Source organism: Streptomyces sp. NPDC030165, assembly GCF_055573595.1.
The window spans coordinates 128,953-143,108 of the sequence record NZ_JBVIBD010000011.1 but is presented as its reverse complement, the minus strand read 5'-3'; the positions used below and the strand labels follow the sequence as shown (position 1 = coordinate 143,108).

Sequence of the window (14,156 nt, the reverse complement as noted above, 5' to 3'; positions counted from 1 at the left end):
GAAGAAGGGGGGCGGCATGCGCGTCGCCGTGGTCGGTTCGGGCATCGTCGGCGCGAGTGCCGCCTGGCACGCCGCCGGGCTCGGCGCGGACGTGGTGCTGGCCGGGCGCGCCCAGCCGGGCGAGGCGACCGCGGCCGGCGCGGGCATCGTCTGCCCCTGGGCCTCCGCACACGACGACGCGGACTGGTTCCGTGCCGCCGCGGAGGGAGCCCGGTACTACCCCGGGCTGGTCGCCGAACTCGCCGAGGCGGGGGAGCGCGGCCTCGGGTACCGGGCCGTCGGCGCGCTCGCCCTGGCCGCCGACGACGCGGACCTGTACCGCATCCGCCGACGGGTGCTCGAACGGCGGCGCGGCGCCACGGACACCGGCGAGGTGGACCTGCTCGGCGAGTCCGAGGTGCGCGCGCTGTTCCCGCCGCTCGGAACCGGCTGCCGGGCCGTACACATGGCCGCCGGCGCGCGCGTCGACGGTGGCCGGCTGCGCGACGCGCTGCTGCGCCAGGCGCGGCTGCGGGGCGTCGGACTGCGCACCGGGCGCGCGGCGCTGCTGCGTACGGCGGACCGCGTCACCGGCATCGAGGTGGACGGCGAGCACATCGCCGCGGACGCGGTCGTCGTCGCGGCCGGGGCCTGGGCACCGGAACTGCTGGCGCCGGCGGGCGTCACCGTACGGGTCGCACCGCAGCGCGGCCAGATCGTCCACCTCTCCCTGCCCGGCGCGGACACCGGGCACTGGCCCGTCGTCATGCCCCGCGCCACCGGGCACTACCTCGTCCCGTTCGACGGCTCGCGGATCGTGGCGGGCGCCACCCGGGAGTCCGGCACGGGGTTCGACCACCGGGTGACGGCCGCGGGCCTGGCCGAGGTGCTGACCGAGGCCCTGGCCGTCGCGCCCGGGCTGGCGGGCGCCACCCACCTGGAGACCCGCGTCGGCTTCCGCCCCGTCGGCCCGGACATCCGGCCGCTGCTCGGCCGGGTCCCCCCACTGGGCGGCCTGGTCGTCGCCGACGGGCTCGGCCCGACCGGACTGACCATCGGCCCGTGGGCGGGGCGGATCGCCGCGCTGCTGGCGACGGGCGGCGACCCGGGGCTGGACCTGACGCCGTACGACCCGGTGCGCTGACCCGAGGCCGGCCACGGGGCGGCACCACTTGGTGCGCCGACCCGGCGCACGGTCCCGGCGGGGGCGCACAGGACGCGCGGCGGCGCGCGGGGGCGCGCACCAACTCAGCCGTCCCATCCCACTCTTTGCCCACTCCTGATGCTCCCCATACGGGGCGGCCTTGGAGCCGCAGGCCCGATGCGAGGACCATGGACCGTATGAGGCGCCCCCCTACGGAGTCACCCATCGGTTCTGATGTCCGTACGACGACGGTTCCGGCCGGCCGGCTTTCCCACGTGCGGTGGATCGCCGGCGGCACCGGAGCGGGCAAGAGCACACTGGCGATAATCCTGGCCCGGCGCCACGGCGCCGTGATCTACCGCGGCGACCTGGCCCAGCACACCTGGCTGCCCCGCTGCTCCCCACGGGAGCACCCGCACTTCCACGCGGCCCGCGACGAGCCGCCCGGCTCCCTGTGGGACAGCCGCAGCCCCGACGAGGCGTGCGGCTTCGCGCAGCGCGTGGTCGCCGAGACCTTCGCCTTCGAGGTCGAGGACCTCCTCGCGATGCCCACCGACCGGCCCGTCCTGGTGGACTGGTTCGGCAACCTGCCGCGCCAGATCGCGCCCCTGCTCACCCGCCCCGACCAGGCGGTCTTCCTGCTCCCCACACCGGAGTTCCGGATGGCGGCGCTGCGCGCCCGCCGCAGCGTCCCGGTGCGGTCCCTGGTCAGCTGGGGCAGCCGGGCGCCGGAAGCCACCCTGGCCAAACGGCTGGCCCGGGACGAACTGTGGGACGCCGAGGTCCGCCGCCAGGCCGCTGTCCACGGCAACACGGTGATCACCATGGACGGCACCCGCCCGGCCGGCGAACTCGCCGACGAGGTGGCAGTCCGCTTCCGGCTGGGGACGGCGGCGTAGGGGGCGGGAGGCGCGGGCGTACGCAGCCCCGGCGGCGCAGGTGTCAGTGGGGCCTGGCGGCGCGTCCTACGGCACCCGAGCCGTCCACTCCGGCGAACTGAACTTCCCGCCCGCCAGCTCCTGAGCCCGCGTCATCTCCTCCTCGGAGACCTTGCCCTCGCTGCCGCCGTACCGCGCGCGGAACGATCCGATCATCCGCTCGATGACCTCGGCCCGCGGCAGCCCGGTCTGCCGGCGCAGCGGGTCCACCCGCTTCTTCGCGCTGCGGGTGCCCTTGTCCGACAGCTTCTCCTTGCCGATCCGCAGCACCTCGACCATCTTGTCCGCGTCGATGTCGTACGACATGGTCACGTGGTGCAGCACCGCCCCGTCGCCCGCCACCATGCGCTTCTGCGCGGCACCGGCGATCTTCCCGGCGTCGGTGGCGATGTCGTTGAGCGGCTTGTACCAGGCGTTGATGCCCATGTCGCCGAGGGCGGTCAGCACCCAGTCGTCCAGGTAGGCGTAGCTCTCGGCGAAGGTCAGCCCTTGTACGAGCGAGGCGGGCACGCACAGGGAGTACGTGATCGTGTTGCCCGGCTCGACGAACATCGCGCCGCCGCCGCTGATGCGCCGTACGACCGTCACGCCGTGCCGCGCGGCGCCCTGCGGGTCCACCTCGTTGGCCAGTGACTGGAAGCTGCCGATGATGACCGCCGGGCGGTCCCACTCCCACACCCGCAGCGTCGGTGGCCGCCGTCCGGCGGCCACCTCGGCGGTCAGTACCTCGTCCAGTGCCATGTGCAGCGCGGGCGGTTGCGGCTCCTCGTGGATGATCTGCCAGTCGAAGTCCGTCCAGTCGGTGGCCTGCGCGACCGCGCGGCGTACCGCGATGCCCACCGCCTCCGCCGTGAAGCCGAACAGCACCGCGCCGGACGGCAGCGCCGCCTCGATCCGGGCGGCCAGCCCGCGCGCGTCGGTGTCGGCGGGCGCGCCCTCCAGCGCCGCGTTGATGGCGCCGAGCGCCTCGTCCGGCTCCAGGAAGAAGTCTCCCGCGACCCGTACGTCGCGCAGCACCCCGCCCGTCACGTCGAGATCGACGACCACCAGCTTGCCGCCCGGCACCTTGTACTCACCGTGGTGCTTGCCCTGCACGGCGCATCCTCCCGCTGTTCTGTTCCCGGCGCACGGCCCGGCGGCCGGCAGCCGGGTCAACCGTAGCGCCGCCGGTGGCATTCCTGGCAAAGGGGGCGGTTTCGAGGGCGTCTCCCCAGGGCGCCGGACGGGGCGGTCCCACGGCCGGGCTCCTCAGGGCATGAGGGTGGCGAGGAGGTCCGGGAGGGCGGTGCCTATGGGGGCGCGAATCGTTTCCGCGGCCAGGTCGTCGTACGGGGTGGGCTCCGCGTTCACGATGACCAGCCGGGCGCCGTGCCCGGCGGCCACCCCGGCCAGCGAGGCGGCGGGCTGCACCTGAAGGCTCGTTCCCACCGCGATGAAAACGTCGGCGGCCTTGGCCACGCTCATCGCCGTACCGAGCACCTCAGGGTCGAGCCGCTCACCGAACATCACCGTCGCCGACTTCAGGATGCCGCCGCACTCCGCGCACGCCGGGTCCGGGTCGCCCGCGGCCACTCGTGCGACGGCCTCGGACATCGGCGACCGGGCGTGGCAGCGGGTGCAGACGACGAAGCGGCCCGTGCCGTGCAGTTCCAGGACCTTGCGGTCCGGGACGCCCGAGAGCTGGTGCAGCCCGTCGACGTTCTGCGTGATGACCCGGACCGGTACACCGGACCGCTCCAGCCGGGCGATCGCCTCGTGGGCCGCGTTGGGCCGGGCCCGCAGGGCCGGGCTGTCCTGTCGCACCCGCCAGGCACGGCGCCGGATCTCCGGGTCGTTCATGTAGTACTCGTACGTCACGAGCTTCTCCGCCTCGGGATCCTGCCGCCACACCCCCTTGGGCCCGCGGTAGTCCGGGATGCCGGAGTCGGTGGAGATCCCGGCGCCGCTGAGGATGGCCACCAGGGGGCGCCGGGAGGAGTCGTCGGTGGTGGGGCGGGCGGGGCCGGTAGTGGTCATGCCACGAGCCTACGGAGGGAGCGGCCGGGGCGGCGAGCCGGTTTCGGGGTGCCCGCGGCCCGGCGAATGTGATCAATAAGGGGTCCGGGGCGGGCATTTCCGGACGCGGTACGGGGGAAGGGGCGGAAAGAGACCGCCCGACCGTCCGCACGATGCGAGGAGACCCGTGTTCACCACCCGTCCGACCCTCCAGGGAACCTTCGGTATGGCCGCGACCACGCACTGGCTGGCTTCCCAGTCGGCGATGGCCGTACTGGAGGACGGGGGGAACGCCTTCGACGCGGCGGTGGCCGCCGGGTTCGTGCTGCACGTCGTCGAGCCGCATCTGAACGGGCCGGCGGGTGAGGTGCCGGTCATCGTGGCGCCCGCCGAGGGGCCGGTGCGGGTGCTGTGCGGCCAGGGCCCCGCGCCTGCCGGGGCGAGCGTGGCGCACTACACCTCGCTCGGGCTGGGCCTGGTGCCCGGTACCGGCCCGCTCGCCGCCGCCGTGCCCGGTGCTTTCGACGCCTGGATGCTGCTGCTCCGGGATTACGGCACCAAGTCCCTGGAGGAGGTGCTGAAGTACGCCGTCGGGTACGCGGAGTACGGGCACCCGGCCGTGGAGAGAGTGGGGGAGACGGTCGCGACGGTCCGGGAGCTGTTCGAGACGGAGTGGATATCGTCCGCCGAGATCTACCTGCCGGAGGGACGGCCGGTCGCGCCCGGCGGGCTGCTGCGGAACCGGCCGCTGGCGGCCACCTGGCGCCGTCTGATCAGTGAGTCCGAGGCCGCGTCGGCGGACCGGGAGGCGCAGATCGACGCGGCCCGGCGGATCTGGCGCGAGGGCTTCATCGGGGAGGCGCTGGCCGCCTTCGCGGCCCGTCCCGCCATGGACACCTCCGGCGAACGGCACGCCGGCACGCTCACGGGCGACGATCTGGCGGCCTTCTCCGCGACGTACGAGGACCCGGTCACGTACGACTGGAACGGCTGGACCGTGGCGAAGGCGGGCGGCTGGTCGCAGGGGCCGGTGCTGCTCCAGCAGCTGGCCCTGCTGCCGCCGGAGCTGCCCGCGTACGGGAGCGCCGAGTACGTCCACCTGCTGATCGAGGGCTGCAAGCTGGCCATGGCCGACCGCGAGGCCTGGTACGGCGACGCGGCCGAGGTGCCGGTCGGGACGCTGCTGAGCGAGGACTACAACGCGGCGCGGCGGGCGCTGATCGGGGAGCACGCCTCGTACGAGCTGCGGCCCGGCAGCCCGGACGGCCGTACGCCCCGGCTGAGCAAGCACGCGCTGGCCGTCGCGGCGGGGGAGGCGGCGGCCGACGTGCCGGGGGCCGTGGGCCGGGGCGCGGGGGAGCCCACCGTGGCCACGCCCGCGACCCCCGGCGCGGCTCCCGTCATCGCGCCCGAGGTCGACCGGAGCGGCGCCACACGGGGCGACACCTGCCACATCGACATCGTGGACCGCTGGGGCAACATGGTCTCCGCGACGCCCTCCGGCGGCTGGCTCCAGTCGAACCCGGTGGTCCCCGCGCTCGGCTTCCCGCTCGGTACGCGCCTGCAGATGGCCTGGCTGGAGGAAGGGCTGCCCAACACCCTCACGCCGGGGCGCCGGCCGCGCACCACCCTCACGCCCTCCCTGGCGCTGCGCGACGGCGTGCCGGTGATGGCCTTCGGCACCCCCGGCGGCGACCAGCAGGACCAGTGGCAGTTGCACTTTCTCCTCGCGGCGGCCCTGCGCGCACCGGTGCGCGGCGGCCTCGACCTCCAGGGCGCCATCGACGCGCCGAACTGGCACAACGACTCCTTCCCGGGCTCGTTCTTCCCACGTGCCATGCGGCCGGGCGGCGTCACCGTCGAGTCCCGGACCGGTGCGGACGTGATCGGAGAGCTGCGGCGGCGCGGGCACGCGGTGACGGTCGGCGACGCCTGGTCGGAGGGGCGGCTGTCGGCGGTGGCGCGGGACCCGGAGACGGGCGTGCTGTCGGCCGCGGCGAACCCCCGGGGGATGCAGGGGTACGCGGTCGGGCGGTAGGAGACGGCTCTGCCCGGGCCCGGCCCCGGCATTCGGAGTTCACCTCCTGTCCAGGCCCCGTGTCAGTGGGGCGTGGTTCGATGGAGTCATGATCGAAGCGATTCGTACGGATACGGGAGACACGACGGAAGAGACGGGCGCGGCCACCGGTGCCTCGGCGCACACGGCGGATCAGGTGCTGCGGGCGGTCGGCACGGCGGCGGTCGAGGAAGCCGTCCGCAAGGCCGCGGCGGCCGAGATCATGCCGCGGTTCCGGCAGCTCGCCGCCCACGAGGTGCTGGAGAAGAACGGCCCGCACGACCTCGTCACGGTCGCCGACCGGCTGGCCGAGGAGCAGCTGACCGCCGCCCTGACGAGCCTGCTGCCCGGCTCGCTGGTGGTCGGCGAGGAGGCGGTGCACGCCGATCCGGCCGTGCTCGACGCGCTGCACGGCGACGCGCCGGTGTGGATCGTCGACCCGGTCGACGGCACCCGCCAGTTCGTGCACGGCGACCCGGGCTTCGCCACGCTCGTCACCCTGGCGCTGCGCGGCGAGCCGCTAGCCTCCTGGACGTACGCGCCCGCCCTGGACCTGATGGCCACCGCCCGCCGCGGCGCCGGCGCCGAGCTGAACGGGGAGCCGCTGCGCCCGGCGCCCCCGGCGCCCGGCGCGGTGCTGGACGTGGCGATATCGCACTACGACTTCACCACCGACGAGCAGAAGCGGGTGCTGGCGGCCCTGGAGACCGACGGCGTCGCCCCGCGCCCCTGCGGCTCGGCGGGTCTGGAATACCTCCACATCGCCCGTGGCCGGCTCGACGCGGTGGCCTTCAGCTGGGAGAACGCCTGGGACCACGCGGCGGGACTGCTTTTGGTCCACGAGACGGGAGGGGCGAGCGGTACGGTCGCCGGCGAGCCGTTCCGTATCGCCGGCGGCAACGCGCTGCCCTTCACCGCGGCTCGGGACGAGCAGACCGCCCGGCGTATCCTCGGACTGCTGGCGGCCGCCAACTGATCCTCAACGGCGAGGGTCGCAGACGAGGGGAGTGGCGCAGGTGCCGACGATGCTCGATGCCGTGGTGATCGGAGCGGGCCCCAACGGGCTGACCGCGGCCGTCGAACTGGCCCGCCGCGGCATGTCCGTCGAGGTCTTCGAGGCCCGTGCCACCATCGGCGGCGGCGCCCGTACGGAGGAGCTGACCCTCCCCGGCTTCCGGCACGACCCCTGCTCGGCGGTGCACCCGCTCGCCGCGGGCTCGCCCGCTTTCAGCGCCATGGACCTGGAGCGGTACGGCCTGAGCTGGCTGCATCCGGACCTGCCGTTGGCCCATCCCTTTCCCGACGGTACGGCCGCGGTGCTCTCCCGCTCCGTCGGTGAGACGGCGATGTCCCTCGGCGTGCACGACGCCGGCACGTACCGCCGCCTGCTCGCGCCCTTCCACGGCAAGTGGGACACCCTCGCCGCGGACTTCCTGCGCACCCAGTGGCTCGGTCTGCCGCGCGACCCGGTGACGTACGCCCGGTTCGGCCTGGCCGCGGCCCAGCCGGCCGCCCTGCTCAACCGGCGCTTTCGGGACCAGAAGGCGCGCGGCCTGTTCGCCGGTCTCGCCGCGCACGTCATCGCCCCGCTCAGCAGCCCCGGGACCGGCGGCGCGGCCCTGATGTTCGCCCTCGCCGCGCACGCGAACGGCTGGCCGATCCCGCGCGGCGGCTCCCAGGCCATCCCCGACGCGCTGGCCGCGCTGCTGCGCCGGCACGGCGGTGCGGTGCACACGGGGTACGAGGTCAAGCGGCTGGACGACCTGCCCCCGGCCCGGGCGTACGTCTTCGACACCTCGCCGACCGCCCTCGCCCGGATCGCGGGGCTCGGCAACGCCTACCGCGGCGTGCGGTACGGACCCGGCGTCTTCAAGATCGACTATGCGCTCTCCGGACCGGTGCCGTGGACCTCGGCCGCGGCCCGCCGGGCGGGCACCGTGCATCTCGGCCCCACCAGCGGCGAGATCGGCACCGCGCTGCGTGCCGCCGTCGACGGCCGCGCCCCTTCCGTACCGTTCCTGATCACCTCGCAGCCGAGTCTGATCGACCCCACCCGCGCCCCCGAGGGCCGGCACACCTTCTGGGTGTACGGGCACGTCCCGCACGGCTGGGAGGGCGACGCCACGGAGGCGGTCGAACGGCAACTGGAGCGCTTCGCGCCCGGGTTCCGCGACCTGGTCCTGGCCCGCGCCGTCGCCGGGCCGCCCCAACTGGCCGCCCGCAACGCCAATTATGTGGGCGGGGACATCGGCACGGGGTCGGCGGCGGGTCTCGGCCTGGTCATCCGCCCGAAACTGGCCCGCGTCCCGTACACCACCGCCCATCCGGCGGTTTTCCTGTGCTCCCAGTCCACCCCGCCCGGACCCGGTGTGCACGGCATGTCCGGCCACCACGCCGCCCGGGCGGTCTGGTCCCGGCTCCGGCCCACCCGCTGACCGGGGCGCGGGCCGTTCGCGCCGGGGCTCGCGTCCGGACGCGGAGACCTCGTGGCCGTACGGTCCGGGGCTGACCGCGACGGGCTCACACGCCTGATGTCCGCTCGGGGCCGCCTGCCGGGTTGACGCGCAACCAAACGGTTGCCAATCTGGTGGAGAGGGGGTGGACGCCATGGATGAGGTGTTCAAGGCGCTCGCGGACGCGAGCCGCAGGCGACTGCTGGACCGGCTGAACGAGCGGGCCGGGCAGAGCCTGCGCGAGCTGTGCGCCGGGCTGGAGATGACCAGACAGGCGGTGTCCAAGCACCTGGCGGTGCTGGAGGGCGCGGGCCTGGTCACGACGGTCCGGCACGGCCGGGAGAGGCTGCACTACCTCAACCCTGTGCCCATCCACGATCTCGCCGACCGGTGGATCGGCCAGTACGAGCGGAGCCGGATGGCCGCGCTCGGCAACCTGAAGCATGCCCTGGAGGGAACGGCGATGAGCAAGCCCGAGTACGTCTACACGATCTACATCCACACCACGCCCGAGAAGCTCTGGGAGGGGCTGACCAGCCCGGAGTTCCTGAAGCAGTACCACGGCGGCTGGGCGCCCTCCTCCGACTGGAAGGTCGGCTCGAAGGTGCTGTGGCCGGTCGAGGACGGCGGCGAGCCGCAGGACCTCGGCCAGGTCGTCACCGAGTCGGAGCCCGGCAAGCGGCTCGCCTACACCTGGCACACACTGCAGCCGATGCATCAGGAGATGTTCGGCATGAGCGACGCGGAATTCGCCGAGGCGGCGAAGGAACGCTCGAAGGTCTCCTTCGACATCGAGCCGGCCGAGGAGCCGGAGCGGGGCGTGAAACTGACCATCACCCACGACGGCTTCACCTCGGCCGACTCCAAGATGCTGGAGGGTGTCAGCGGCGGCTGGACCATGATGCTGTCGGAGCTCAAGACGATCCTCGAAAAGGCCTGACCCGCCGCTCGGCGCAGACGCGGAGTCCTCAGAGATCCAGCACCAGCCGCGGCCCCAGCGCCCGGGACACACACGCGTACATCCGGCCCTCGGGAGCGCCGATGCCGTCCCGGTGCTCGATCTCCCCGTCGAGGACGGTGATCTCGCAACTGCCGCAGACGCCTTCGCGGCAACCGGAGGGAAGGGCGTGTCCGGCGTGGTTCAGGGCGTCCAGCAGCGACTCGTCGGCGTCCACCCGGACCGTACGCCCCGACCGGGCGCACGCGGCCTCGAACGCCGTGTCCGGAGCGAACACCTTGGGCTCCGGCCGGAACCGCTCCGAGCGCAGCTGCCCGGCCGGGAAGGCGGCCTCCGCCGCCGCGAGCATGGAGGCCGGGCCGCAGCAGTAGACCAGGGTGCCGGGTTCCATCTCCGCCGCCAGCGCGCCGAAGTCCGGCCTGCCGTGCTCCCGGGTGGTGACGATGCGTACGGCGTTCCCGTAGGCGGCGCGCAGTTCACCGGCGAACGGCATGGCGGCGGCCGACGGACCCGCGTACACGAGTGAGGCCGGCACCCCCGCGGCGGTCGCCGCGCGCAGCATCGGCAGGACGGGAGTGATGCCGATCCCGCCGGCGAGGAAGAGATAGCGCGGTGCGGGCAGCAGGGGGAAGTGGTTGCGCGGCAGCGACACGTCGAGCGTGCGGCCCGGACGCAGGAAACGGTGGATGTACTCGGAGCCGCCCCGGCTGAGCCGGTCGTGCCGTACGGCGACGCGGTACGTCTCGCGGTCCGCGGGGTCGCCGCACAGGGAGTACTGCCGGGTCAGCCAGTTCGGCAGGGCCACGTCGACATGGGCGCCCGGCTCCCAGGGCGCCAGGGGGCCGTCGGCGCCGCGCAGGACGAGGGAGACGACGTCGTCGGCGACCGGTTCGATGCGGTCGAGAAGGGTCCGCTGCATCGGTATGTCCCTTTCCTGAGCGGTCAGTAGAGCTTCCGGTAGGCCTCTTCGAGGACCGCGTCGAACTGCTCCGGCGCGAAGTCGGACCCGAACTGCGCGGCGGCGATCTCGCCGGCCGAGGGGATCTCCTCGGCGAGGGCCTGGCTCGCCGGATCCCACAGCCGCGACCGCAGCAGCGCACGGCCGCAGTGGAAGTACGCCTCGGTCACCTCGACGATGATGGCCAGCACCGGCTCCTTGGCCTCGGTGCGCATCCGGGCGAGCACGTCGGGCTCGTCGGTGGGGTAGGCGCAGCCGTTGACCCGCAGCGTCTCCCGCACGCCGGGGACCAGGAAGAGCAGTCCGACCCCGTCGTTCTCCGCGATGTTGCGGAAGGAGTCGGCGATCCTGTTGCCCGGCCGGTCGGGTATCGCGAGCGTGTGCTCGTCGAGAACCTTCACGAATCCCGGGTAGTCGCCGCGCGGCGAGCAGTCGGCACGTCCGGCCGCGTCCGCCGTGGCCAGCGACAGGAAGGGCGAGTGCGCGATGAAGCGGCGGGCGTACTCGTCGATGTGGCCGATCTTCTTGTTCTCCAGCATGGCTTCGGGTTCGCCGAGCCGGGCACGGACCTCGTCCGGGGACAGCCGCCGGGGGCGGGCCAGGGTGTGCGTCATGAAGGCTCCTTACGGGAGGGCGGCACGGCGGACGGGCGAGGGCGGCGTCACCGGCCCCTCACCGCAGCACTCACGGCAGCGGCAAGAACCGCTCCGCCGCAGCTCATGCCATCATTGTGAGTAATTACTCAGGTCTACGCCACTCGCTTTCGAGGGGGCGTCCAGGAGGCGTCATGACAGCGGACCGCCGCGGACTTCAGCCACGTAAACAGCCACGCCAGGCCCGTGCCGAAGCCACCCGGCAGCGCATCCTGGCCGCCGCTGCTCACGTTTTCGCCGAGTACGGCTATGCCGCGGGGACCACGAACCGCATCGCCGAACGGGCGCGGGTGTCCATCGGCTCGCTGTACCAGTACTACCCGAACAAGGACGCCATCCTGGTGGAGCTGCTGATCCGGCACCTCGACGCCGGGGCCGCCGCCGTCCGCGACCGGCTGGGCGGGCGGCTGCCGGAATCCATCGAAGAGACCGTCCGGCTCTTCGTGCGCGCCTCGATCGACAACCACCTGGACGACCCGCAACTGCTCCGCGTCATGGCCGAACAGGGCCCCCGGACCCCCGAACTGATCGACCGGATCTCCCGGGAACACCGGGCGCGGGTCGCCTTCGTCCAAGAGCTGTTCGAGCGCCATCCGCAGGTCCGGGTGGCGGACACGCACACCGCCGCCCGGCTCGTCGTGGCCACGACCGAACTCGTCGTCCACCAGCTCATCGCCGCACCGGACCCCATAGACATCACCCGGTTCGAGAACGAGCTCGTCGCCATGCTCACCGGCTACCTCACGACGTCCCGCTGACCCGTACGGGTGCTCGCGGCGCCGGGGCCGCGGCCGGAAACTCCCGTGCGGCCCGCGCACCGCGCGTGGTACTTCCCCTGCCATGAGCGATCTTCAGACAGCGCGGCTGGTGCTCCACCCCCTGAGCCCCGCCGAGGCCGAGCGGCTGGTGGCGCGTACCCCGGCGGACGGGGACCGGTGGGCGCCCGGATACCCGACGGACGGCGACGTGGAGTCCGCGACCGACTTCCTCGGGCACTGCGCGGCCACCGGCGACCCGCGGCCGTTCGGCGACTACGAGATACGCCGCCGGGAGGACGGGCTGGTCATCGGCAGCCTCGGCTTCAACCGGCCGCCCGACGCGGCGGGCACCGTGACGATCGGCTACGGCCTGGTCCCCGGGGCACGCGGCCACGGCTACGCGGCCGAGGCCCTGCGCGGGCTGCTGCGCCTCGCCGCGCAACGCGGCATCACCTGCGTCAAAGGCGACGCCGACCACGGCAACACCGCGTCCCAGCACGTCATGGCCGCCGCCGGGATGCGGCTGGTGGGCGAGGACGAGCGGGTGAAGTACTTCGAGATCAGGTGGCCCGCCCCGGAAGCGGCGGGCACCGGCCGCGCGGGCCATGATGGCCGTATGACCGCGCAACCGCCCGCCCGACCGCCCGCCCTCACGCTCGTCGCGGGCGACATCACCGAGCAGACGGCCGACGCCGTCGTGAACGCCGCCAACTCCTCGCTGCTGGGCGGCGGGGGAGTGGACGGCGCGATCCACCGGCGCGGCGGCCCGGAGATCCTGGCCGAGTGCCGCGCGCTGCGCGCCTCGCACTACGGCAAGGGCCTGGCCACCGGGCAGGCCGTGGCGACCACGGCGGGCCGGCTGCCGGCCCGCTGGGTGATCCACACCGTCGGCCCCGTCTGGTCGGAGTCCGAGGACCGATCGGACCTGCTCGCCTCCTGCTACCGCGAGTCGCTGCGGGTCGCCGACGAGCTGGGCGCCCGCACCGTCGCCTTCCCGGCGGTCTCCGCCGGGATCTACCGCTGGCCGCTCGACGACGCGGCCCGTATCGCCGTCGAGACGGTACGGGCCGCGAAGACGGCGGTGGAGGAGGTGCGCTTCGTGCTGTTCGACGAGCGGGCCTACGAGGCGTTCGCCGCGCGGGTGCGCTGAACGGCCGTACGGCGGTACGGGAGCCGCCCGGCGCAGCTCAGTGCCAGGCGAACCGTGCCGAGACGCACGGGTCCTCGTTGCGGTACCCGAGCCGGGTGTAGAGCCGTTCGGCGGGCGCGTTCTCGGCCAGCTGCCACAGCGTGCAGAACCCGTGCCGCCGTACGGTGTGCCGGGTCAGCCACGAGGTCAGCGCGGCGCCGAGGCCCTGGCCGCGCTGCGCGACGTCGGTGGCGACGGACGCCATCAGCGGCGCGCCGCTGTCCCGCAGGCTGCTCATCGCGCCGCACGCCACCAGCCGCCCGTCCGCGCCGCGGATACCTGCCCAGAGGCTGACGTCCGCGGAGCCGGGACCGGTCGAGTGGGCCGGACTGTGCTCGTTGAGGAAGGCGAGCAGCTCCCCGTGGTGGCGCTCGTCGAGTGCCACCACCCGGTCCTCCGCCGGGTGGACGGGCGGTTCCTCCAGCGTCCAGCGGAAGACCCACTCGACGACGTCGGACACCGCCAGGTGCCGGCCGACCAGCGTCTCGGTGCCACGCGGCCCGGTGAACTCCCGTACCCGGTCGGGGAAGCCCTGCGCGGCACGCAGCACGAGACCGGCGGCGGCATCCGCCTCGCCGACGCTCCACACGTGTCCGCGGGCGGCGTCGAGCCAGGCGACAGCACCGGTGTTGCACCAACTGCTCCGGTCGGCGGGCCGCTGCCGCGCGGCGCCGAAACGCAGGAGGGCGGCGCCCTCCTGGAGCTCCAGGCCCTGGGTGAACAGGTCCTCGGTCCGGGGGAGAAGAGTCGTTGCCTGCATCACTCTCTGAAAAGGACGTAGGGACGGGAACGACTCCGGGCACGCCGGAGGCGCGGCCGGAACCGTTCGTCTGAAGTAGGGGGTCCCGGCAGCGGCTGCGCACCCGTGCGCGCCCGGCCGACCGGGTGGTCAACTCTCGCACACCGCCCCCGGCCCGGCGCAAATCCTCGGCGGGTGCCGTATGCCACGCCGCGCGGTACGGATCCGGCACCCGGCGCGGTACGGGACCGTGCACTCGGCGCGGTACGGATACGGCACGCGACCGTCGCGCGGTCGGCTGTCGGGCCGCCCCTGGTCACTGGACGCTGATGTCGG

General features: G+C 73.9%; 13 protein-coding genes and 1 pseudogene. 9 read left to right on the top strand and 5 right to left on the bottom strand.

Annotated features, from left to right (window positions below; genetic code table 11):
* Window positions 1–16 precede the first annotated feature (16 nt).
* Entirely contained in the window at window positions 17–1,123 is a 1,107-nt protein-coding gene (locus ACZ4Z1_RS22045) for an NAD(P)/FAD-dependent oxidoreductase (protein WP_468488295.1), read from the top strand.
* Between the two features lie 197 nt (window positions 1,124–1,320).
* Window positions 1,321–2,022 carry a hypothetical protein gene (locus ACZ4Z1_RS22040; protein WP_468488294.1) on the top strand — a complete coding sequence of 234 codons (702 nt, stop codon included), beginning with the start codon at window positions 1,321–1,323 and terminating at the stop codon, window positions 2,020–2,022.
* Window positions 2,023–2,088: 66 nt separating this feature from the next.
* On the opposite strand, the gene ACZ4Z1_RS22035 is transcribed toward ACZ4Z1_RS22040, so the two are convergent.
* Together ACZ4Z1_RS22035 and ACZ4Z1_RS22030 are read right to left on the bottom strand one after the other, a co-directional pair.
* Window positions 2,089–3,156 carry a lipoate--protein ligase family protein gene (locus ACZ4Z1_RS22035; protein WP_468488293.1) on the bottom strand — a complete coding sequence of 356 codons (1,068 nt, stop codon included), beginning with the start codon at window positions 3,154–3,156 and terminating at the stop codon, window positions 2,089–2,091.
* 153 nt (window positions 3,157–3,309) lie between these two features.
* Window positions 3,310–4,077, bottom strand: coding sequence for an SIR2 family NAD-dependent protein deacylase (locus ACZ4Z1_RS22030; RefSeq protein ID WP_468488292.1), 768 nt, complete (start codon window positions 4,075–4,077; stop codon window positions 3,310–3,312).
* A 166-nt stretch (window positions 4,078–4,243) separates the two neighbouring features.
* Between ACZ4Z1_RS22030 and ACZ4Z1_RS22025 the strand changes: the two genes are divergently transcribed.
* The 4 genes from ACZ4Z1_RS22025 to ACZ4Z1_RS22010 all read left to right on the top strand — a co-directional run bounded on the left by ACZ4Z1_RS22025 (window position 4,244) and on the right by ACZ4Z1_RS22010 (window position 9,505).
* Window positions 4,244–6,094 carry a gamma-glutamyltransferase family protein gene (locus ACZ4Z1_RS22025; RefSeq protein WP_468488291.1) on the top strand — a complete coding sequence of 617 codons (1,851 nt, stop codon included), beginning with the start codon at window positions 4,244–4,246 and terminating at the stop codon, window positions 6,092–6,094.
* Between the two features lie 88 nt (window positions 6,095–6,182).
* Window positions 6,183–7,088: an inositol monophosphatase family protein gene (locus tag ACZ4Z1_RS22020; protein WP_468488290.1), complete on the top strand. Its 906-nt coding sequence runs from the start codon at window positions 6,183–6,185 to the stop codon at window positions 7,086–7,088.
* Window positions 7,089–7,137: 49 nt separating this feature from the next.
* Window positions 7,138–8,547 carry a phytoene desaturase family protein gene (locus ACZ4Z1_RS22015; RefSeq protein WP_468488289.1) on the top strand — a complete coding sequence of 470 codons (1,410 nt, stop codon included), beginning with the start codon at window positions 7,138–7,140 and terminating at the stop codon, window positions 8,545–8,547.
* 172 nt (window positions 8,548–8,719) lie between these two features.
* Window positions 8,720–9,505, top strand: a complete 786-nt coding sequence (locus tag ACZ4Z1_RS22010) for an ArsR/SmtB family transcription factor (protein WP_468488445.1) — start codon at window positions 8,720–8,722, stop codon at window positions 9,503–9,505.
* A 28-nt stretch (window positions 9,506–9,533) separates the two neighbouring features.
* On the opposite strand, the gene ACZ4Z1_RS22005 is transcribed toward ACZ4Z1_RS22010, so the two are convergent.
* Together ACZ4Z1_RS22005 and ACZ4Z1_RS22000 are read right to left on the bottom strand one after the other, a co-directional pair.
* A complete protein-coding gene (locus ACZ4Z1_RS22005; protein ID WP_468488288.1) occupies window positions 9,534–10,442 on the bottom strand; it encodes a PDR/VanB family oxidoreductase in 909 nt (302 codons plus the stop codon).
* Window positions 10,443–10,465: 23 nt separating this feature from the next.
* Window positions 10,466–11,095 (bottom strand): MSMEG_1061 family FMN-dependent PPOX-type flavoprotein, encoded by a 630-nt coding sequence (locus ACZ4Z1_RS22000; protein ID WP_468488287.1) that lies wholly within the window; start codon window positions 11,093–11,095, stop codon window positions 10,466–10,468.
* A gap of 173 nt (window positions 11,096–11,268) precedes the next feature.
* Between ACZ4Z1_RS22000 and ACZ4Z1_RS21995 the strand changes: the two genes are divergently transcribed.
* From ACZ4Z1_RS21995 to ACZ4Z1_RS21985, 3 genes and pseudogenes are all read left to right on the top strand, one after another.
* Window positions 11,269–11,892, top strand: coding sequence for a TetR/AcrR family transcriptional regulator (locus tag ACZ4Z1_RS21995; protein WP_468488286.1), 624 nt, complete (start codon window positions 11,269–11,271; stop codon window positions 11,890–11,892).
* An 82-nt stretch (window positions 11,893–11,974) separates the two neighbouring features.
* A pseudogene (locus ACZ4Z1_RS21990) lies at window positions 11,975–12,403 on the top strand (GNAT family N-acetyltransferase); the annotation flags it as partial.
* A 105-nt stretch (window positions 12,404–12,508) separates the two neighbouring features.
* Window positions 12,509–13,042 carry an O-acetyl-ADP-ribose deacetylase gene (locus tag ACZ4Z1_RS21985; RefSeq protein ID WP_468488444.1) on the top strand — a complete coding sequence of 178 codons (534 nt, stop codon included), beginning with the start codon at window positions 12,509–12,511 and terminating at the stop codon, window positions 13,040–13,042.
* A gap of 37 nt (window positions 13,043–13,079) precedes the next feature.
* Here ACZ4Z1_RS21985 and ACZ4Z1_RS21980 read toward each other — a convergent pair whose 3' ends face one another.
* Window positions 13,080–13,841, bottom strand: coding sequence for a GNAT family N-acetyltransferase (locus ACZ4Z1_RS21980; protein ID WP_468488285.1), 762 nt, complete (start codon window positions 13,839–13,841; stop codon window positions 13,080–13,082).
* Window positions 13,842–14,156: the final 315 nt, after the last annotated feature.

What these genes read in the sequence shown, in the direction of transcription:
- ACZ4Z1_RS22045 (WP_468488295.1), top strand. Translation starts at nt 17, where the DNA reads ATGCGCGTCGCCGTGGTCGGTTCGGGCATCGTCGGCGCGAGTGCCGCC.
- ACZ4Z1_RS22040 (WP_468488294.1), top strand. Translation starts at nt 1,321, where the DNA reads ATGAGGCGCCCCCCTACGGAGTCACCCATCGGTTCTGATGTCCGTACG.
- ACZ4Z1_RS22030 (WP_468488292.1), bottom strand. Translation starts at nt 4,077, where the DNA reads ATGACCACTACCGGCCCCGCCCGCCCCACCACCGACGACTCCTCCCGG.
- ACZ4Z1_RS22020 (WP_468488290.1), top strand. Translation starts at nt 6,183, where the DNA reads ATGATCGAAGCGATTCGTACGGATACGGGAGACACGACGGAAGAGACG.
- ACZ4Z1_RS22015 (WP_468488289.1), top strand. Translation starts at nt 7,138, where the DNA reads ATGCTCGATGCCGTGGTGATCGGAGCGGGCCCCAACGGGCTGACCGCG.
- ACZ4Z1_RS22010 (WP_468488445.1), top strand. Translation starts at nt 8,720, where the DNA reads ATGGATGAGGTGTTCAAGGCGCTCGCGGACGCGAGCCGCAGGCGACTG.
- ACZ4Z1_RS22005 (WP_468488288.1), bottom strand. Translation starts at nt 10,442, where the DNA reads ATGCAGCGGACCCTTCTCGACCGCATCGAACCGGTCGCCGACGACGTC.
- ACZ4Z1_RS22000 (WP_468488287.1), bottom strand. Translation starts at nt 11,095, where the DNA reads ATGACGCACACCCTGGCCCGCCCCCGGCGGCTGTCCCCGGACGAGGTC.
- ACZ4Z1_RS21995 (WP_468488286.1), top strand. Translation starts at nt 11,269, where the DNA reads ATGACAGCGGACCGCCGCGGACTTCAGCCACGTAAACAGCCACGCCAG.
- ACZ4Z1_RS21985 (WP_468488444.1), top strand. Translation starts at nt 12,509, where the DNA reads ATGACCGCGCAACCGCCCGCCCGACCGCCCGCCCTCACGCTCGTCGCG.
- ACZ4Z1_RS21980 (WP_468488285.1), bottom strand. Translation starts at nt 13,841, where the DNA reads ATGCAGGCAACGACTCTTCTCCCCCGGACCGAGGACCTGTTCACCCAG.